Source organism: Rhodococcus artemisiae, from assembly GCF_036327795.1.
GTDB classification, from domain to species: Bacteria; Actinomycetota; Actinomycetes; order Mycobacteriales; family Mycobacteriaceae; genus Rhodococcus; species Rhodococcus artemisiae.
This window is the reverse complement of record NZ_JAUTXY010000003.1, coordinates 75,152-93,034: the sequence shown is the minus strand read 5'-3', so window position 1 is coordinate 93,034 and position 17,883 is coordinate 75,152. Positions and strand designations below refer to the sequence as shown.

The window sequence follows — 17,883 nt, the reverse complement described above, 5'->3', positions numbered from 1 at the left end:
GGCACCTTCCCGGCATCCTCGCTTGGACGAGACCGAGATTACGTTATTACTGTAAGACACACCATAATATTTACTGCGGAGATGTCGACGGCTTCGAGTCAGGGTCGGACACGTGGTGCACAACCCTCGTGAGCATGTTTTCGGCGCCGACCTCCGCCGGATCGGTGAGGTAGTACTCGCGCACCGGACCCACGGCTTCGACTCCGCGGGCCGCGAGTTCTGCGAACAGGGCGTGATAGGCGACCGGCAGGAGTGACGCGGGCCCGGTGAAGTCCACAGCAGCGAAGAGTCCGCCCGGCATGAGAACAGCCTCGGAGCCGACATCGGCTGCGACCTCGATCCCCACCCCGAAGTCGACAGTTCCTTCGAGGACCACCGGGTACCGTCCGACTACCGGAGCATCCGTGTCGACGCCGAGCACGGCAGCGTCCACCAGGAGATTCTCGATCGAGGCGGCAACGGTGCGGTCGAGGTCGTCCGCGTCGGCGCTGCCTTCGCGCCACAGCACGACCTGATCGTCGATGTGGCGCAGCCGAACGGGAAGTGCCGTCGCGGCAATCGCTTCGAGCGACCCGACGAGGGCGAGCGAGCGCAGCGCCCGCTCGGCCTCGTACTCGATCCGGGCACGCTCGACGGCCAGCACATCCGCACTGCGCGCCGGATCGTCGACGATCCGCCGGATCGAGGAGATCGAGACTCCGGCCCGGCGAAGCAGACCGATCCGCAGCGCCGTCGCGAGTTGAGCAGGCGCGTAGTACCGGTATCCGGTGTGCGGATCGACGCGCCCAGGGGTCAGCAGTTCCTCGCGGTCGTAGTAACGCAGGGCCTTCACGGTGAGTCGGCACGCTCGCGCGAACTCACCGATACTCATCCACGGCGTCGGATCGGTCATGTCGTGGCAGTGCCGACCGTGAAGGGAATCACCGTGATCACATCGACCAGCAGACCGTCGGGGTCGACGGTCATGAAGTGTCGCTGCCCGAAGTCCTCGCTGCGCAGACTCAGGACGATGGGCAGTTCTGCTGATACCGCACACGCGTGGACAGCATCGACGTCGTCGACCTCCACCGAGACGAGCACGCCTGCAGGCGATCCGCGGAAGCCCTCGGGGATCGTCTCGTGGTCTTGTATGACGAGCCCGAGCTGGACCGATTCGGTGATCGGCGATTGCAGCTGTACGTACCAATCGCTGTCGTACACGACAATCAGCCCCAGGAGGCCGGCGTAGAAGTCGCGACTGCGGCGAATGTCGGCGACCGGGACGACGGGAAAGATGCTCTGAGTGACGGAGGTACTCCGTGCTGTGAAGGTGCTCATGCATGTCACCGTCCGCCCTCCCCTGAGGGGAGAGTCAACTCCCGACGCCGTCATTGTGCGTGACCCGGCCGATCAGTCCAGGTCGTCGTGCCGCATCAGCTGACGCGCAGCCTCGGTCACCGACCCGCTCAGCGACGGGTACACCGAGAAGGTCTGCGCGAGATCGGTCACGTTGAGGTTGTTCTGTACCGCCAGTGCGATCGGCAATATGAGCTCGGATGCGTTGGGCGCGACGATCACACCGCCGATCACCACACCGGTCGCGGGGCGACAGAAGATCTTGATGAAGCCGCGCCGCAACCCGGACATCTTCGCCCGCGGGTTCGTGTTGAGCGGCAACATCACCGTGCGGGCGGGGATCTCGCCCTTGTCGATGGCGGCCTGGGTGACACCGACGGCAGCGATCTCGGGCCGGGTGAACACGGCCGCCGCCACAGTCTTGAGCTTGATGGGGCTCACACCCTCGCCGAGCGCGTGGTACATCGCAATGCGTCCCTGCATCGCGGCTACGGAGGCGAGCGGCAGGAGGCCGGTGCAGTCACCGGCGGCATAGATTCCGGGCACCGACGTGCGCGACACACGGTCGACGTGCAGGTAACCACCACGGTCGAGTTCGAGTCCCACCTTGTCGAGTCCGAGACCCTGGGTATTCGGGACCGATCCGACCGTCATGAGGGCGTGGCTACCCTCGACGACGCGGCCGTCCGACAAGAGCACACGGACGCCGCTCTCGGTGCGCTCGACCGAATCCGCGCGCGCGTGCTTGACGAGCGTGACTCCGCGTTCGGTGAGTACATCCTCGAGCACGAGTGCAGCGTCCTCGTCCTCGTGGGGCAGGATGCGGTCGCGACTGGAGACCACGGTGACCTGAACCCCGACCTCGGTGTATGCCGACACGAACTCTGCGCCGGTGACACCGGAACCGACCACGACGAGGTGCTCAGGAAGCCTGTCGAGGTCGTAGAGCTGACGCCACGTCAGGATGCGTTCACCGTCGGGTTCGGCGTTCGGAAGCACACGCGGACTTGCACCGGTCGCGATGAGCACGACATCGGCGTCGAGGACCTTGTCCTCACCGGTGAACAACCTGGCACGGACCTTGTGCGCGGCCATCCCGACCTCGGGGTCGATCAGCTCACCGTGTCCGGACAGCAGCGCGATGCCCGCGGCCTCGAGTTTCGTGCGGATGTCGGCCGACTGGGCACGCGCAAGACTCTTGACGCGCGCATGCACCTGCGGCAGCGCAACGGAAGTGCGTTCGAGTTCGATTCCGAGATCGGTGGCGCGCCGCATGTCGGTGCGGACGCCGGTGGACGCGATGAAGGTCTTGGACGGGACACAGTCGAAGAGAACGCATGCGCCGCCGATGCCATCCGAATCGATCAGAGACACCGACGCGCCGTACTGCGCTGCCACGAGCGCCGCCTCGTAACCGGCGGGTCCGCCGCCGATGATGACAATCCGAGTCATTGTTCTCCTCTGTATCGATTCCGAATAAGGGTATCGGGCCGAACACGTGCGTCCGCGGGGGTGTGCGAACTCCCGCGACAACGCTATGCCACCGCGGGGGCACAGTGCAGACAGACCACCCGAGCGCGGCAGACAGACCACCCGAGCGCGGCAGACAGACCACCCGAGCGCGGCAGACAGACCGCCCGAGCGCGCCGCTGGCTCCGTCACAGCAGGCGGTGCCCGGCACGGTGCGATCGAGACCGAACCGTTAGCCTTGAGGACGTGCCGATCTACGCCGCCTACGGGTCCAACATGCATCCGGAGCAGATGCTGACGCGCTGCCCGCATTCGCCGATGTCCGGTACCGGCTGGTTGCACGGGTGGCGGCTGACATTCGCCGGCGCCGACATCGGCTGGGAAGGTGCATTGGCGACGGTCGTCGAGGATCCCGAGTCCAAGGTCTTCGTCGTGCTCTACGACGTGCCGGAGGACGACGAGCGCAGCCTCGACCGCTGGGAAGGCGCCGAACTCGGCTTCCACCGCAAGATCCGCGTCCGCATCGACACGGCCGACGGCCCCATCCTGGCCTGGTTGTACGTCGTCGACGGGTATGAAGGTGGACTTCCGTCGGCCCGCTACCTGGGTGTTATGGCCGACGCTGCAGAGATCGCCGGTGCTCCGTCCGACTACGTGATGAACCTACGCACCCGCAACAGCCGCAATGTCGGTCCGGGGCGTCCTGACGCCTTCTGATCGGCCGCCCGCCGATCAACGCCTGCTGATCTACCGAGGCACCGACGCGCGTATGTCCCGGGACGCCGAAGCCTCCCGGGACATACAGCCGGAATCCCACTATCCGGCGGTCGGCGCATTCCCGTCGGGTCCCGCATCGGGCGGGAACGTCCCGTTCACGTACGGGTTGTACTCGTTGGTGAACAGGTCCTCGGAGTCGACCGCGCCGTGTTCCAGAATGCCGAGACGCACGCTCTGATCGATCCAGATCCCGAAGTCGTCGGCAGCAATCGGCCCGCCGGGGTCGGGTACGCCCGGACTCTTCCACTGCTGGACGAATTCGGTGCTCTCGCTACGACCGCGCGCCTCGATGATCGTGACGAAGCGATCGACCACCTCGTCACGCGGCTGGGTCTGCGTCCATCGGACGGCCCTTGCGGTTCCCTGCACGAAGTCGGCGACCTCGTCCGGATGCTCCGCGATGAAGTCGTCGCGAAACACGAGAGCACTGTAGGAGAGCGGTCCTGAGAGATCGATATCGGTGAACAACGGCCGCACACCGCCGCGGGCGAGCGCTGCGTCCTTGATGATGCCCCCGAGGTTGCCCACATCGATCGCCCCCTGCCGCAGTGCCTGTTCCGTGTTGAGCGGAGGCACCACGACGAGTTCGACCTGTGCGATCTCGTCGTCGGACAAACCCGACCGGAACAACCATTCCTTGATCACATACTCGTGGTAGGCGCCGAGCGTGTTGATCCCGATCTTCTTCCCGATCAGATCCCGGGCGGACGTCAGCGGACTTCCCTCGAGGACGTAGTACCCGTTGAAGGTGTGCTCCGCTGTGTCTCCGTCCGCACCCATGACCGATACGACAGCGGTCAGCGGAGCACCGGCTCCGGCAAGCTTCGCGATCGCGCCGTGGAACGCGGAACCGAAGTCGGTCTCCCCTGTCGCGGCGTTCTGGATACTCGATGGACCACTGGTGTTGTCCCCCAACCACTCCAACGTCACACGGTCGAAGTATCCGAGGTCGGCGGCAAGTTCCGGGAAGGTGACGTTGCTCGGGCTACCCTCGTAGCGGAGCACCTTTTTCCCGTCCGGAGGCGCCGCTTCGACACTTCCGGGTGCGGCACCACACGCCGTCGACACCAGCGCGATCACCGCAAGCATGACCGCACCCACCGAAGACCTTCCCAGTATCGACGACATTCACTGCTCCTCAGTCGTTACCGTAGAAGGGCTCGCCCACCACGGAGACCGATGTTTGCCCGTCGACACCGACCGGCACGTCGCCCTCGATCGTGGTGCGGTGCAGAACTCGCACCACGTCGAGGTGATCGAGATCAGTGGGCGCTTGATGGGCAGTGATCCGGTTGTCCCACACGCCGATGCTGTCGTTCTCCCATCGGATTCTCACCGTGTACGCAGGATTCGTGATCTCGTCGAACAACAGGTCGAGGATCCGGTCACTCTGCCCCGGAGACAGCCCGATGATCCGACTCGTGAAGCCGGGTGTCACGAACAGGCCGCGCTCACCCGTCTCCGGGTGTACACGCACCACCGGATGCTCGGTGATGTACGGCTCAGCGGCGACATGCTGCTCTGACCGACTCCCGGATGCCCACCTCGGTGTACGCCCACCGAAACGATGTTCGGCACGCAGACCCTCGATGAACTTCCTCAGCGACACGGGCAGATTCGCGTAGGCGGCACCCAGATCGGTCCACGTGGTATCGCCCCCGACCTCGGGGACGAGTTCGGACCGCAGGAATGTGATCGCGGGAGGATTGATCAGCGCCGAGACATCCGAATGCCAGAAGTTGGCATACGAATACTGCTTGGTACCGGCCCGCGCGGCGTACTTTCGGCTGTCGACCTCGAGGATCTCCTGGTGGGGAGAATCCGGGTCATAGTTGTACGGATGCGAATTGGTGATCCGGCCGAAGTACCGGGTGAACGCGATCTGTTCAGCATGATCGAGCGGCTGACCTCGGAAGAAGAGGACCTTGTGCTCGAGGAGCGCCGCTCGCAGTCGCGCGACGGTGACTGCATCGAGACGCTTCCGGAGGTCGATGCCCTCGACTTCGGCTCCGAGATAGCCGGCGACGGGGGCGATCTCGAAGGTCGTCGTGGGTTCGGCGAAAGTAGTCATCTTATTCCTCGCCGCGGAATGCTGCGCCGGAGATCGACACGGACTCTCGGCCGTCCGGACCCACCGGGACATCCCCCTCGATGGTGGTGCGGTACAGCACGCGGGTGACGTCGAGATGGTCGAGGTCGGTGGGTGCCAGGTGCGCGGTCGCGCGATTGTCCCACACCGCGACGCTACCGGGGAACCAACGGAACCGGACGGTGTAGGCGGGAGCCGTGACCTCCTCGAACAACAGATCGAGAAGATGATTGCTCTGTGCCGGCGACAACCCGACGATGCGGGAGGTGAATCCCGGTTGCACGAACAATGCCTTCTCCCCCGTCACCGGATGTACCCGCACCACAGGATGTTCGGTGACGAAGGGGTTGGCCTGGACGCGACGGCCGTAGTCGCTGTCTGCGGACCATTGCGGTTGACGCCCACCGAATCGATGCTCGGCACGCAAGCCGTCGACGAGGTCGCGGAGGGATTCGGGCAGACCTTCGTACGCAGCGACCAGATTTGTCCAGGTGGTGTCGCCGCCGCGCTCGGGAACCTCATGTGCGCGCAGCAGGGTTACAGCCGGCGGATTGACCACCGCCGTGACATCGGTGTGCCATTTGTTGTCGTAGCTGTACTTCTTGCGACCGAAGCGTCGTTCGTACTTGCGGCTGTCGACCGCCAGAATCTCCGGGAATCCCTCCGGCGCCTCGTCGTCGTACGGGTGCGACGGCGTGACTGTGCCGAAGTGCCGCGAGACCGCGATCTGCTGCGTGTGGTCGATGTGCTGATCGCGGAAGAACAGCACCTTGTACTTGTGCAGCTTCCGGCGCAGCTTCTCGGCATCGTTGTCTGCGAGTGGCTCTCGCAGGTCGATTCCGGTGATCTCCGCGCCGATATGGCCGGCGACCGGGCGTACGGACAGTTCGGTCTCTACAGGCGTTTCCTGTACAAGCGTCATGAATTCCCCTCGGGCTGTGTGCTACTCGACCACCGATCGGGCCGTTGCGATCACCCTTCCTCGCCGGAGGTTCCCGTGGGTAGTCCGTTTCCACGATGCGAAAAACACTCAGCCTGAACTTATTTCGAGCGCGATCGCGACGCGGTCGGACCCACCACCGATACGGTCGGCCGCACGGCGCATCGGAGGGACGATCTGCCGCACCACAGCGTCCGTCAGCCTCCACCTTCGCGCCTGCACACCGATCGCACCCCACGGCCGCCGCATGTGGTCGAACACCGGCACCGCTACAGCGCGCAGAGAAGAGTCGGACGCATCCGGAGCAACCGCAAACCCGCGCCGCCGAATCTGTTCGAGTTCTGCACCGCGAGGCGCCGCCGCTCGAAAACTCGGTGAGAACGCGAGCATCACCTGCCCCATGACGCTACTCGCGACCGGTTGCCGGCCGCGTGGAAGCTGAACTTCGCAGAACTTCTCGGGTGGCCGGGCAGAAAAAAGAGTGAGTACTTCACCCGATCTCACGACGCCCAAACTCGTCGTGATCTCGATGCCGGCCGCAAGCGCATAGAGCTGCGGGGCACAGAAGTCGACACCCGCCCTCACCAGTGGTGGTACAGCAAGGGTGATCAGGCCCGGGCCGATGCGATAGCCGTCGCCGCCGGGGACCCTCTCGAGCAGGCCACCACGAAGGAGCGCTTGGGCGATTCGATATGCACTGCTCACCGGAAGACCGGTGCGCGCCGCCAGCGAGGAGAGCGACAGGTCGGTCGCGCCGTCGTCGAAACACGCGAGCATCGCCACAGCACGCTCGACCGCACGGGATCCGGACCGGGCCTCACTCGACGGACTGCTCACCATCACCTCACGACTCTCAGTGACCACCCGCTTCGCCTCACCGGCGCGACAGCGTGTTCCTCATCGGAACTCTTGTCGGCGTAGACCCCGCAGACAACCGTTCGGCGCGGCACGATCCCAATCCGGCCCGGCCGAAGAGACACCCTGCACGCCACCTTCAGGCATGTTATAAGGTCACGCTTACCAAAGTTAGGTAAGCCAATCTTGATTCCCGGAAGAATTGGACTCCCAGTGATTCGTAGTACTCGGCGCACACGCGTCGTAGCCCGGTCCGGCACGGCCCCGTCTCGTGCGGCTCGCTCTGCCGCCCCGGCCCTGCTCCTCATCCCCGTGTTGCTCGCCGCCGCATGCGGCTCGTCCGAGTCGTCGACGTCCACCACAGAAGGACCGGCCCGAGCCGAGTCGCTGACGGTCGCCGTCGCCAAGGACACCGGTCCTCTCAACATCTTCGCCGGTGCGTCCGACCAGATGACCGAGCTCGTCTACGACAAACTGCTTTCCCCTTCGCCGTACGTCGCCGACCCGCAACCGTGGCTGGCCACCGACGTCCGGCAGGTCGATCCCACGACCTGGGAGGTCGACCTTCGCGACGACGTCACCTGGCACGACGGCGAAGCGTTCACCGCCGACGACGTCGCCTTCAGCTACCACTACATGCATGCCGCCCCGACCGGGCGCTTCACGCATCATGTCAATGACACTCCGTCGATCTCGACGGTGGAAGCGACGAGCCCGACCTCGGTGCGGTTCGTGTGCGACTACGCATGCCCCGAACTCGGCACGGTCACACTCGCCGATCTCCCCGTGCTTCCCGAGCACGTCTGGTCGAAGGTCGACCCCGCGACAGCGAAGGAAGTGACCGAGCTCCCCATCGGCACCGGACCGTTCGAGCTCGTCGACTACAGTCCCACCACCGGGTACAGGTTCGAGGCCAACGCCGACTACTTCGCGGGCGCTCCGACGGTCGACGAGCTGGTCATGCCGGTGATCGCCGACTCCTCGGCAGCTTTCACCGCGCTCAGCTCCGGTCAGGTCGACGCTGTCGACCGCGCGCTCACCCCGGAACTGGTCGATCAGTTCACCGCGTCGAACGATATCGGTACGATCACCGTGGCGCCGCTGACCTACCCCGAGCTGAAACTCAACTTCACCCGTGAGCCCTTCGCGCAGGCCGACTTCCGTGCCGCGCTGAACTTCGCGGTCGATCGGGATCAGATGCTCGACATCGTCGGCCTCGGCCAGGGCCGGCCCGGCACTCAGGGCTACGTGCACCCGGATGCACCGTTTGCCGACCCCGACGCCTCCACCCCGTACGACCCTGCTCAGGCCACAGCGCTGCTCGACTCACTCGGATGGAAGGACATCGACGGCGACGGCACCCGCGAGAACCCGGCGGGAGACGATGCACCGTTCACGTTGATCGTCAACGGTGGTGACGCGCCGCAGGTCCGCGCCGCCGAACTGATTGCCGAGGACTTCGCCGAGGTCGGTATCGACGTCGTCGTCAGCCCCCTCGACGCCGGCTCGCTCTCGGATGCATCTGCGAAGAAGAACTTCGACCTCTACGTCACCACGAACAGTCCGCACGCGGTGGCCGACTCCACGCAGTTCATCATGTCGCACCGTTCGGGCAACCTGTGGAGTCACCCCGATCTTGCGTACCCGGAATTCGATGCGCTGTACGAGAGATGGCGCGCCACCGAGACCAACGAGGCGCGCATCGCGGCGATGCAGGAGATGCAGGAACTGTTCAACCGCCAGCCCACCGCCATCGCCCTGTACTACCCTGACGAGACCTGGGCCTTCCGCGCCGACCGATTCGCCGGTTGGGTCGAGACCCCCGGCTACGGCATCGTCCACAAATGGTCGTTCCTGCCCTCCGACGTCGTCGACGCCGCGAACGCGGAAGCCCCGCAGGACTGATGACAGCCCTGCGCCGAGCGGGACAGTACGCGCTGGTTCTGTGGGCAGCAGTGACGTTGAACTTCGCCCTGCCACACCTGGCACCGGGTGATCCCGTCAACTATCTGTACGGCGGCGACCAGCAGTCGCTCGACCCGAAATACATCGCACAGATGCGAGCAGACTACGGGCTCGACCGGCCGATCCTCGAGCAGTACGTCTCCTTCTGGTCCGGTCTGCTGCGCGGAGATCTCGGAATGTCCGTGCAGCACAATCGCCCCGTTCTCGATGTGTTGTGGGAGAAACTTCCGTGGACGCTCGCACTGGTCGGGATCGGGACGCTGTTCGCGTTCGTCATCGGCTCCCTACTCGGCGCATGGGCGGCATGGTGCCGTGGCTCCGCGAAGGAAACCGGGACCGTCGTCACGGTTCTCGCGCTCGATTCGATGCCCGGCTTCTGGATCGGCATGAATCTCATCGCGGTGTTCTCGGTGACACTCGGCTGGTTCCCGTCGTACGGCGCGGCCTCGTTCGACGCGGCCGGTGTCGAATGGCTCACCGAGGTCGCGTCCCGCATGGCGCTCCCCGTCGCGACGCTCACCATCGCCGGTATCGGCGGGTTCTTCCTCATGACGCGTGCGTCGATGGTGAGCGTGCTCGACGAGCCGTTCATCCGGCTCGCCCGAGCCAAGGGGCTCGGTGAGTTCCGTGTCGCTCTCGGGCACGCGCTGCGCAATGCCCTGTTGCCCGTGTACACCACGCTCACCCTCACCGTCGGGGTGCTGCTGTCGGGCGCTGTCGTCGTCGAATCCGTCTTCGCCTATCCGGGCCTGGGCAAACTCACCTTCGATGCTGTCACCGCGCGTGACTATCCGCTGCTGCAGGGTGCGTTTCTGCTCGCCACGGTCGGCATCGTCGCCGCGAATCTGCTTGCCGATCTGACCTACCCGCTGCTCGATCCGCGTGTGCGCAAGAACCGCACCGTCGCGACGAAGCGCGCACCGGAAGGGACACCGGCATGAGCCTTCTCGGCACGAAGACCCGCTCGCATCGCCTCGCACTCGTGGGCGCCGTGATTCTGGGGATTCTTCTGCTGTGCGCGGCCGCAGCGCCCTGGCTCGCGCCGTACGACCCCACCGAACGCGTCACCAGGCCGTTCGCCAAACCCTCCGCAGACCATTGGCTCGGCGCCGACGACGTGGGCCACGACCTGCTGTCGATGCTCATCCAGGGCGCCCAGATCTCGTTGTTCGTCGGTGTGGTCGCGGCTCTCGTCGCAACCACGATCGGCACCGCGGTGGGCATCGCCGCCGGGTACGTGCGCGGAGCCGTCGACACCGTGCTGATGCGCATGGTCGATGTGGTGCTGTCGTTGCCGGTACTGCCGCTGACGATCGTCATCGGAGTCTTCGCAGGCCCCGGCCTGGGCACCCAGGTGATGGTGATCTCTGCAGTGCTGTGGGCAGGTCTCGCCCGCGAATTGCGCGCGCAGGTACTGACTCTGCGCGAACGGGACTACATCCAGGCCGAGCGGGCCATGGGCGCCGGTCCGGTGTATGTGCTGCGCCGGCATGTCCTTCCCGCGATTCTGCCACTGGTGATCCCGCAGTTCGTACTCACCGTCAAGACAGCGATCCTGCTCGAGGCATCGCTGGCGTTCCTCGGGCTCGGCGACATCTCGGCGGCGAGCTGGGGATCGATGCTGTCGATGGCCCACGCACGCAACGCCTTCCTCACCGACGCATGGGTCTGGTGGGTTCTGCCGCCGGGCATCGCCATCGCGGTCACCGTGCTCGGCTTCGCGCTGCTCGGCAATGCGATCGAGGAACGGTCACGCCCGATCCTCACGGTCCGGGCGCAGAACCGGTTGCGCCGAAAGACGCGCCCGGCGGAGGCCCCTCCTGTGGACGGGACTCCGGTCGCACCCCTCGTCGTCGACGGCCTGACGGTCGTGTACGGCGAGGAGAGCAGCGGCGCGACGAAGGTGTCGTTCGCTGTCGAGGCGGGTGAACTCGTCGGCCTCGTCGGCGAATCGGGCAGTGGGAAATCCACCGTTGCCGCCGCGACGCTCGGGCTACTCCCCTCTGCAGCCAGGATCACCTCGGGACGCGTGCTCGTGTCCGGCCGCGATGTCGCCGCGCTGCCTGACGAGGAACTGCGAGCTCTGCGTGGGAATCGAATCTCTCTGATCCCGCAGGAAGCGCTGAGCGCGCTGAACCCTGTGCGCAGCATCGGGTCCCAGATGGACGAGGCGATTCTCGTGCACCGCTCGCGGCGCCGGCACGAGGCGCGTGAGCGAACGCTCGAGTTGCTCACACAGGTCGGACTCGGCGCCGACCGCGCCGACGCGTATCCACACCAGCTCTCGGGCGGTATGCGCCAGCGGGTCGTGATTGCGATGGCGCTGGCCAACGAACCGGATGTGGTGATCGCCGACGAACCGACCAGTGGCCTCGATGTTCTCCGTGAGGCGGAGATACTGGCGCTGCTCGACGACCTGCGTGCACGGCACTCGCTCGCACTGCTCATCGTCACGCACAACCTGCCGGTCATCGAGCGGATCGCCGATCGCATCGCAGTGATGAAAGATGGCGAACTCGTCGAGATCGGCACCGCCTCGCAGATCGGCACCGACCCGCGACACCCCTACACCCGCAAGCTGGTCGACGCTGCGCCGCGGCTCGAATCCCTCCGGGAGAAGGTGGCTCGATGAGCGCATTGCTCGAAGTCGACTCGTTGTCGGTGGTGTTCGGCGAGTCCCGAGCTGCGGACAATGTGTCCTTCCTGCTCGACACCGGCGAATCCGTCGCCCTGGTAGGCGGTTCGGGGGCCGGGAAGTCAACCGTTGCGCGGGCGATCGCCGGGCTCGTCTCCGCGACGTCGGGCCGCATCGTGTTCGACGGTGTCGACCTGACCACCGCCTCGACACGCGCGGGTCGAACGCTGCGGCGCGGCATGCATCTGGTCTTCCAGGATCCATACGCCTCGCTCCCACCGGGGATGCGTGTCGGCGACATCGTCGCCGAGCCGATGGTGATCCACCGGATCGGAGACCGAGCTTCCCGACGTGACGCGGTGTCGAACGCGCTGGAGTCGGTGCGTCTCGCGCCGGCCGGCGATTACGCCGACCGCTACCCACACGAGTTGTCCGGCGGTCAGCGGCAGCGCGTCGCGTTCGCGCGGGCACTCGTGACCCGGCCCCGGCTCCTACTCGCCGACGAACCGACCAGTGGACTCGATGCGTCGCTGCGGATCGAGATCGTCGACATGATGTCGGAACTGGCCCGCTCCCAGGACCTCGCGGTCCTGCACATCACCCACGACCTCGCTCTCGCAGCCCGCAGCTGCGACACCGTCATGGTGATGCAGGACGGGCAGGTCGTCGAAGCCGGCGCATCCACCGACGTCCTCACCACCCCCTCACACGGATACACGGCCTCCCTGGTGGCCGCCGCGACCGGCACCCGCTGACCGAAACAGGAGAGAAATCCATGTCTGCAACGCTCACAGTCCTCGATAATGGAACGCTCATCGACTTCACCGTCGACGACGTGATGAAGTACCACGGCCCCGGATTCCCCGGAGGCGTCGCCCACGCCGTCAAGGTGCTCGAACGCGTCTTGCCGGCCCTGTGCCCCGAGGGTCCGGCCGAGCGCCGCGAGATCTCCGTCTCCACGGCACACCGTGGTCCAGGAGTGCGCGACACGTTCGAGGCGGTCACTCGCGCCGTCACGGAGGATCGGTTCACAGTGGACTCGACGCTCGAACGCACCGACCGAGGTTCGACCCTCGAGCGCTACGTGTTCGTGCTCACCTACCGCGGCACCAGCGTGCGCCTCGAGATCCGCGAAGGTTTCGTCACCGACGAGTTCATCACCCTCGGACGCAAGGCGGAGCGCACCGACGCCGAGAACGCTCGGCTGACCGTCCTCAAGCAGGAGATGGCCGATCGTCTGCTCGCCGCACCCGCGGACGAGGTCTACGACATCGTCGGATAACCGCGGGTCCGTACTGTACGTTCGATGACCTTCCCACGCGCAGCACTGGTCCTGCTCGCTGTCGCCGCCGCGTCGGTGGCGACCTGGTTCGCGTGGCTCGGGTGGGAGACCGGCTACCGAACGCTGCCGGACGGCATTGTGACAGGACCGTATTCGACGATGCAGGTGGTCGCGGCCGGAGCGACGATCACCTGCGTCGTCGTCGCTGGGTGCCTGGCGCTGCGCTGCTCGGTCAAGGGCAGCATCGCAGTGGTCGCGTGCACGACCGTCGGGTTCGCGCTCGCGTGGGGGCGCAACGCAGCGGCGAGCGACGAGAGCGGCCTATGGGTCGTCGGTCTCCTGTTGCTCGTAGCAGGCACTGCTGTCGGAGGATCCGCGGTCGCAGTGCTCACCTGGCTCGTGTCTCGCCGCGCAGGACAACGCCGGCGTTGATCGAGGTGGGCAAGGGCGACGTTCGCCGAACATGTCGGACACCGCGGTTACCTTGCCGAGCATGACCGACACACCGAAGGGCCCCGAATCGTACTTCCCGTCCATCGAGAAGAAGTACGGCCGTCCGATCGAGGAGTGGAAGGCACTGATCCGCACTTCGGATCTCAACAAACACATGGAACTCGTGAACTGGCTGAAAGCCGATCACGGCATGGGTCATGGGCACGCGAATGCACTTGTCGCGCACACGCTGAAGGAGTCCGGAACATAGGCGCCGGCGCACACGCGCTCAGGTGTTGTCGACCCAGCGCAGGAGCGCGTAGAGGAACCGGGTCGCGCCCGGCATGAAGTTGCTGCCGTGGTGGTAGGTCGGATCGAGGGTGGTCACGATCAGGCGCCCCGGGGTCGAGACGGTGTCCTCGTACAGCATCATGCCCGCGTCATGCACGTTGCCATCGGCGTCGGGCTCCTCGGAGATGATCAGCGGCACCACCTCCGCATCGGTGCGCAGCAGCCCATGGTGATGCCAGATCGCCGACTTGGTGGTCAAGTACTGCCATGCTTCGTGGTGGTGACTGCGGGTGCGGATCAACGGGTCCTCCCCGTGGAGCCACCACCAGAAGTTCGTCGGCCGTGGTTCCCATTCGACGCCGGGAAGCCAGGTATGGACCTGGTTCTCGCCGAGCACGACGAGGGTGCCGCCGCGCTCGGCGACAGCGCGGAATTGCGCGGCATGGCGGGCGACGAGGTCGGGGTGCAGGCGGTCGGCGAGGATGACCGTCGAGTAGCCGTCGAGGTCTCCGTCGACGAGGTCGGCCAGATAATGGAAGTCCGGCTGGTGGGCGAGCACCGCCGGGTCCTTCATCGTTTGCAGGTGCGGGTAGGAACCGCCCTGGACGAGCGCGAGTCGCGTGCCCTGCTGGGGCGCACGGTCGGTACGGGAGAAGGGTTCGATCGTCGTCACCGCTGCACCAGCCAATCGACGAGTTGCGTCGTCAGTTTCGAGGAGCTGTTGGGGTCGTTCGCCCAGCCTGTGAGGTCGTTGCCGCCGTGCGCAAGTACCTGCCCCTGTCCGAGTGGGTAGACGTAGTCGAGAGGCAGGGCGTGCCGACCGATCCGGGTGGTCACGAGGGCGTCCTCCGGAATCTTGTCGACGTATCCGCGCGCGTAGAACCCGGTGACGCCTTTGCGGGTACTCAGGTCGACCGGATCGACTCCGTCCCAGACGGGGTGCTGATCGCCGAGGGTGATCGCCAGGTCCTTCGGGCCCGTGTAGGCCAGTTTGCGCCACACACCCAGGCCCGGAAGGAAATCGGTGAGCACGTGTCCCATGACCGCAATGCGGCCACCGGAGGTCGCGAACTCGGTGAGCAGGTCCTTGTTTCGCTCCAGAAAGATCTGGTCCGAGCCTCCACCGATGATCAGGCCGCGTACTGACGAGAGGTCTGTGTGAGGAAGGCGGTAGAGGTCGACCTCGCCGAGCCTGGGGTCGTCGTGGACACCTCCCGCGAGATTGTCGCTACCCATGGTGATTCTTAGGACCGGAGCGAGTGCGGCGGAGGCAGATTCGCCTGGGCCGGGAGCGATGCGTTCAGGTGCTGACACAGAATTCTTCCGTTGGTTCGAGCAGGACGCTCGTAAGGTGACGTAACGATTTATAAGGTAAGCCTTTCTTAACCGATGGTCAACTTTCATGCTCTCCGCAACGGGCTCACTCCAGGAGACCGGCGAGTGTCTTCCAGGTCGCGTCCCATGACCAACCCTGCGCCCACTCCCGCCCGGTGCTGCCCATTCGGGTCGCAACATCGGCGTCGTCGAGCAGCAGGAGCAAAGCCTTCGACAACTCCGCATCGTTCGCCGTCACCAAGCCTGTTGCACCCGCGCGGACGGTTTCCGGCGCACCACCCGAGTTGCCTGCAATGACCGGAAGTCCTGCCGCGGACGCCTCCAGGAACACGATGCCCAGACCTTCCTCCTCGAACCCCGCCCTGCGAGTTCGGCAGGGCATTGCGAAGATGTCGGACGCTGCGAGCACGGCGGGAATCCGAGAGTGAGGAAGACCGCCGGCGAAGGTCACAACATCGGTTACGTCGAGTCGCCGCGCGAGCGCCTGCAGGTCACGACGGCGAGGCCCGTCGCCGACCAACACGAGACGGGTGCCCGGGTGGCGGTCGCGAATCATCGGCATGGCCCGGATCAAGGCGTCCTGTCCTTTTCTGCGCACCAGTCTCGCAACGCACACGATCACCGGTCCCCTGTGTGCCCGATCGGGACCGTGTCGTTTCGGTGCCGCGAACAGGCCGGGGTCGACACCCGGGGACAGCTGCGTGAAGCACGTGCGGGCGGGTACGACAGACCGTAGCGCTGCCTCGGTGTGGTCGCTGATGTAGGTGAAGACATCCACACCGTGCGCCATGTGCCGCAACCATGCCCGGGTAGGCGGCAGTTTCGCCCACCAGGTTTCGTGCCCGTGGCTGGATGCGACGATGCGCTGTACACCGACCGTGCGGAGGGGGCGCGCAAGCGACGAGAGCGGCGCGGCAGCGGCGAACCAGACACGGCCACACCCGTGCTCGACCGCGATCGACTGCACCGTCCGTGCCATACGCCGGGTGGGAAGAAGCATGCGCGAACGATCCCTGATCACCCGAAACGGCATCTGCGCATCGTGGTGGAAGGCACCCGGTTCCGCGGAGGTGTAGACGATCACGTCAGCCGGATCGAAGCGGCGGACCATCTCGAACGCGAACGTTTCGATACCCCCCTGCCTGGGAGGAAAATCGTTGGTCACGACCAGGATGCGGTTCTGTGTGTTCACTGGGACGCCTCCATCCTGCCCGTGCGCGCCCTTGTCCCCGCGGAGCGACGGGTCGTTTCCAAGGCGGACACGGCTGCGGTTCCACCGAGCACCAGGGGATAGACGAAGTACCCGAACCGCGAAGTGGGTGCGAGCAGGAAGAGAACCATGAGGCCGGCCGCGGCGAACGAGGCTGCTCGAACGAAGGAGTCCGGCGGATTCCGCACCAGCACCACAGCACCACAGACTCCTGCAACGGCCAGAACGGCCGAGGTGAGCGTCGCGCCGTACGGCACCAGACGCGTCAGTGCCCCACCGACGAGCGACTCTCCGGCCGGGGTCACGATATCCGTGCGTCCCAGAGGAAAGAGAAGTGTGTGCTCGACGAAGGCCTCCGGGTCAGTGAAGGCCGGAATGTGGAACACGACCGTCAACGCCGCGCACGTTGCCCCTGCCCGCAGGGCCGTGCGGCCGTCGTATCGCGCACACATCAGGACGAGCGCGACCACGAGAACCGGGACCGCGAGCGGTTTGAGAGCGCAGGCGAAGGCGAACGACACCGCCGTCGTCACCACCCGACCTCGGGTCGCCGCCGCAAGACCGAGAAGTGCAGCGCCCACAACCGGAAGATCGACTCCTCCGACCGCCATGGCCAGGGCAATCACCGGCGACGCGATCAGAACCGTCAGCTGCATCCGGGAGCGTCGCGGGAGCGGCCGGGCCAGGACCATCGTCGAGGCCAACAGGACACACACAACGAAGAACAGTGCGAACAAGATTCGCGGATCACCGAGCGGGTTCTCCGGGAACAGTTGCGAGGGTGCACCGAAGAGCGTCATTGCTGGGCCGTACGGGTTGTACTCGGCGAGCACCGACGGGCCCGGACCGTAGGGGCTGCCCGTGGTGATCAGAGAAGCGGCCGACTCCGCGACCACCGACACCTCGAGCTGCGCGGTGCGTGTCGCGATCAGCACGGTTCCCGGCGCCACTACGGCGCCGATCACCGCAGCCACCGCGGCCGGCGTGAGGCGCCGCCTCGCTGCAAGCGCAGCGGCCAGCGCATATCCGGCGACTGCCCACAGAGCCCAGACGCGATGCGGATGCAGCTGCGTCACTACCCCGTAGACGAGAACGACCACGGAAAAGGCCGCGTAGGTCAACGTCCATCGATAGGCGAACAGACCGGCCGAGGCGAAACGTGCCCGGTCGTGAAGGTGAGTGCGCTCGAGTAGCATGCGGAAAACGCTACGGACGCATGATCATCCGAACATCCCCTGCAGCAGCGATTCTCGGGGTAGCTCGGGCG

Annotated in this window: 19 protein-coding genes; 8 read left to right on the top strand and 11 right to left on the bottom strand. The window is 65.7% G+C overall.

Annotated features, from left to right (window positions below; all coding sequences use genetic code 11):
* Positions 1-70 precede the first annotated feature (70 nt).
* From Q7514_RS08015 to Q7514_RS08005, 3 genes are all read right to left on the bottom strand, one after another.
* Complete coding sequence (locus tag Q7514_RS08015) at positions 71-892, bottom strand: MerR family transcriptional regulator (RefSeq protein WP_330132735.1); 822 nt, start codon at positions 890-892, stop codon at positions 71-73.
* Complete coding sequence (locus Q7514_RS08010; protein WP_330132734.1) at positions 889-1,317, bottom strand: VOC family protein; 429 nt, start codon at positions 1,315-1,317, stop codon at positions 889-891. The genes Q7514_RS08015 and Q7514_RS08010 overlap by 4 nt, the downstream gene beginning before the upstream one ends.
* Positions 1,318-1,389: 72 nt before the next feature.
* Positions 1,390-2,787 carry an NAD(P)H-quinone dehydrogenase gene (locus Q7514_RS08005; RefSeq protein ID WP_330132733.1) on the bottom strand — a complete coding sequence of 466 codons (1,398 nt, stop codon included), beginning with the start codon at positions 2,785-2,787 and terminating at the stop codon, positions 1,390-1,392.
* Positions 2,788-3,051: 264 nt separating this feature from the next.
* Between Q7514_RS08005 and Q7514_RS08000 the strand changes: the two genes are divergently transcribed.
* Positions 3,052-3,522, top strand: a complete 471-nt coding sequence (locus Q7514_RS08000) for a gamma-glutamylcyclotransferase (RefSeq protein ID WP_054714223.1) — start codon at positions 3,052-3,054, stop codon at positions 3,520-3,522.
* Positions 3,523-3,621: 99 nt separating this feature from the next.
* Here the strand turns inward: Q7514_RS08000 and Q7514_RS07995 are convergent, their stop codons facing one another.
* The 4 genes from Q7514_RS07995 to Q7514_RS07980 form a co-directional block, all read right to left on the bottom strand.
* Entirely contained in the window at positions 3,622-4,710 is a 1,089-nt protein-coding gene (locus tag Q7514_RS07995; protein WP_330132732.1) for an ABC transporter substrate-binding protein, read from the bottom strand.
* Positions 4,711-4,720: 10 nt separating this feature from the next.
* Positions 4,721-5,653, bottom strand: a complete 933-nt coding sequence (locus Q7514_RS07990) for a TauD/TfdA dioxygenase family protein (RefSeq protein WP_330132731.1) — start codon at positions 5,651-5,653, stop codon at positions 4,721-4,723.
* Between the two features lies 1 nt (position 5,654).
* Positions 5,655-6,593, bottom strand: coding sequence for a TauD/TfdA dioxygenase family protein (locus Q7514_RS07985; RefSeq protein ID WP_330132730.1), 939 nt, complete (start codon positions 6,591-6,593; stop codon positions 5,655-5,657).
* A 108-nt stretch (positions 6,594-6,701) separates the two neighbouring features.
* A complete protein-coding gene (locus Q7514_RS07980; protein ID WP_330132729.1) occupies positions 6,702-7,475 on the bottom strand; it encodes an IclR family transcriptional regulator in 774 nt (257 codons plus the stop codon).
* Between the two features lie 204 nt (positions 7,476-7,679).
* On the opposite strand from Q7514_RS07980, the gene Q7514_RS07975 reads away from it, so the two are divergent.
* The 7 genes from Q7514_RS07975 to Q7514_RS07945 all read left to right on the top strand — a co-directional run bounded on the left by Q7514_RS07975 (position 7,680) and on the right by Q7514_RS07945 (position 14,051).
* The gene (locus Q7514_RS07975; RefSeq protein WP_330132728.1) at positions 7,680-9,371 is read left to right on the top strand and encodes an ABC transporter substrate-binding protein; all 1,692 of its coding nucleotides are present in this window, start codon (positions 7,680-7,682) and stop codon (positions 9,369-9,371) included.
* Positions 9,371-10,372 carry an ABC transporter permease gene (locus Q7514_RS07970; RefSeq protein WP_330132727.1) on the top strand — a complete coding sequence of 334 codons (1,002 nt, stop codon included), beginning with the start codon at positions 9,371-9,373 and terminating at the stop codon, positions 10,370-10,372. Before Q7514_RS07975 ends, Q7514_RS07970 begins: the two co-directional genes overlap by 1 nt.
* Positions 10,369-12,063 carry a dipeptide/oligopeptide/nickel ABC transporter permease/ATP-binding protein gene (locus Q7514_RS07965; RefSeq protein WP_330132726.1) on the top strand — a complete coding sequence of 565 codons (1,695 nt, stop codon included), beginning with the start codon at positions 10,369-10,371 and terminating at the stop codon, positions 12,061-12,063. Before Q7514_RS07970 ends, Q7514_RS07965 begins: the two co-directional genes overlap by 4 nt.
* Complete coding sequence (locus Q7514_RS07960) at positions 12,060-12,821, top strand: ABC transporter ATP-binding protein (protein WP_330132725.1); 762 nt, start codon at positions 12,060-12,062, stop codon at positions 12,819-12,821. Before Q7514_RS07965 ends, Q7514_RS07960 begins: the two co-directional genes overlap by 4 nt.
* 20 nt (positions 12,822-12,841) lie before the next feature.
* The gene (locus tag Q7514_RS07955) at positions 12,842-13,348 is read left to right on the top strand and encodes a hypothetical protein (protein WP_330132724.1); all 507 of its coding nucleotides are present in this window, start codon (positions 12,842-12,844) and stop codon (positions 13,346-13,348) included.
* A 24-nt stretch (positions 13,349-13,372) separates the two neighbouring features.
* On the top strand, positions 13,373-13,780 hold the full coding sequence (locus Q7514_RS07950; protein ID WP_330132723.1) for a hypothetical protein: 408 nt from the start codon (positions 13,373-13,375) through the stop codon (positions 13,778-13,780).
* A 61-nt stretch (positions 13,781-13,841) separates the two neighbouring features.
* On the top strand, positions 13,842-14,051 hold the full coding sequence (locus Q7514_RS07945) for a DUF4287 domain-containing protein (RefSeq protein ID WP_330132722.1): 210 nt from the start codon (positions 13,842-13,844) through the stop codon (positions 14,049-14,051).
* 18 nt (positions 14,052-14,069) lie between these two features.
* Here Q7514_RS07945 and Q7514_RS07940 read toward each other — a convergent pair whose 3' ends face one another.
* The 4 genes from Q7514_RS07940 to Q7514_RS07925 all read right to left on the bottom strand — a co-directional run bounded on the left by Q7514_RS07940 (position 14,070) and on the right by Q7514_RS07925 (position 17,812).
* Complete coding sequence (locus tag Q7514_RS07940; protein ID WP_330132721.1) at positions 14,070-14,744, bottom strand: hypothetical protein; 675 nt, start codon at positions 14,742-14,744, stop codon at positions 14,070-14,072.
* Entirely contained in the window at positions 14,741-15,307 is a 567-nt protein-coding gene (locus Q7514_RS07935) for a hypothetical protein (RefSeq protein WP_330132720.1), read from the bottom strand. The genes Q7514_RS07940 and Q7514_RS07935 overlap by 4 nt, the downstream gene beginning before the upstream one ends.
* Before the next feature lie 184 nt (positions 15,308-15,491).
* Positions 15,492-16,598 carry a glycosyltransferase family 4 protein gene (locus tag Q7514_RS07930; protein WP_330132719.1) on the bottom strand — a complete coding sequence of 369 codons (1,107 nt, stop codon included), beginning with the start codon at positions 16,596-16,598 and terminating at the stop codon, positions 15,492-15,494.
* A complete protein-coding gene (locus tag Q7514_RS07925; RefSeq protein WP_330132718.1) occupies positions 16,595-17,812 on the bottom strand; it encodes a glycosyltransferase 87 family protein in 1,218 nt (405 codons plus the stop codon). The genes Q7514_RS07930 and Q7514_RS07925 overlap by 4 nt, the downstream gene beginning before the upstream one ends.
* Positions 17,813-17,883 lie beyond the last annotated feature (71 nt).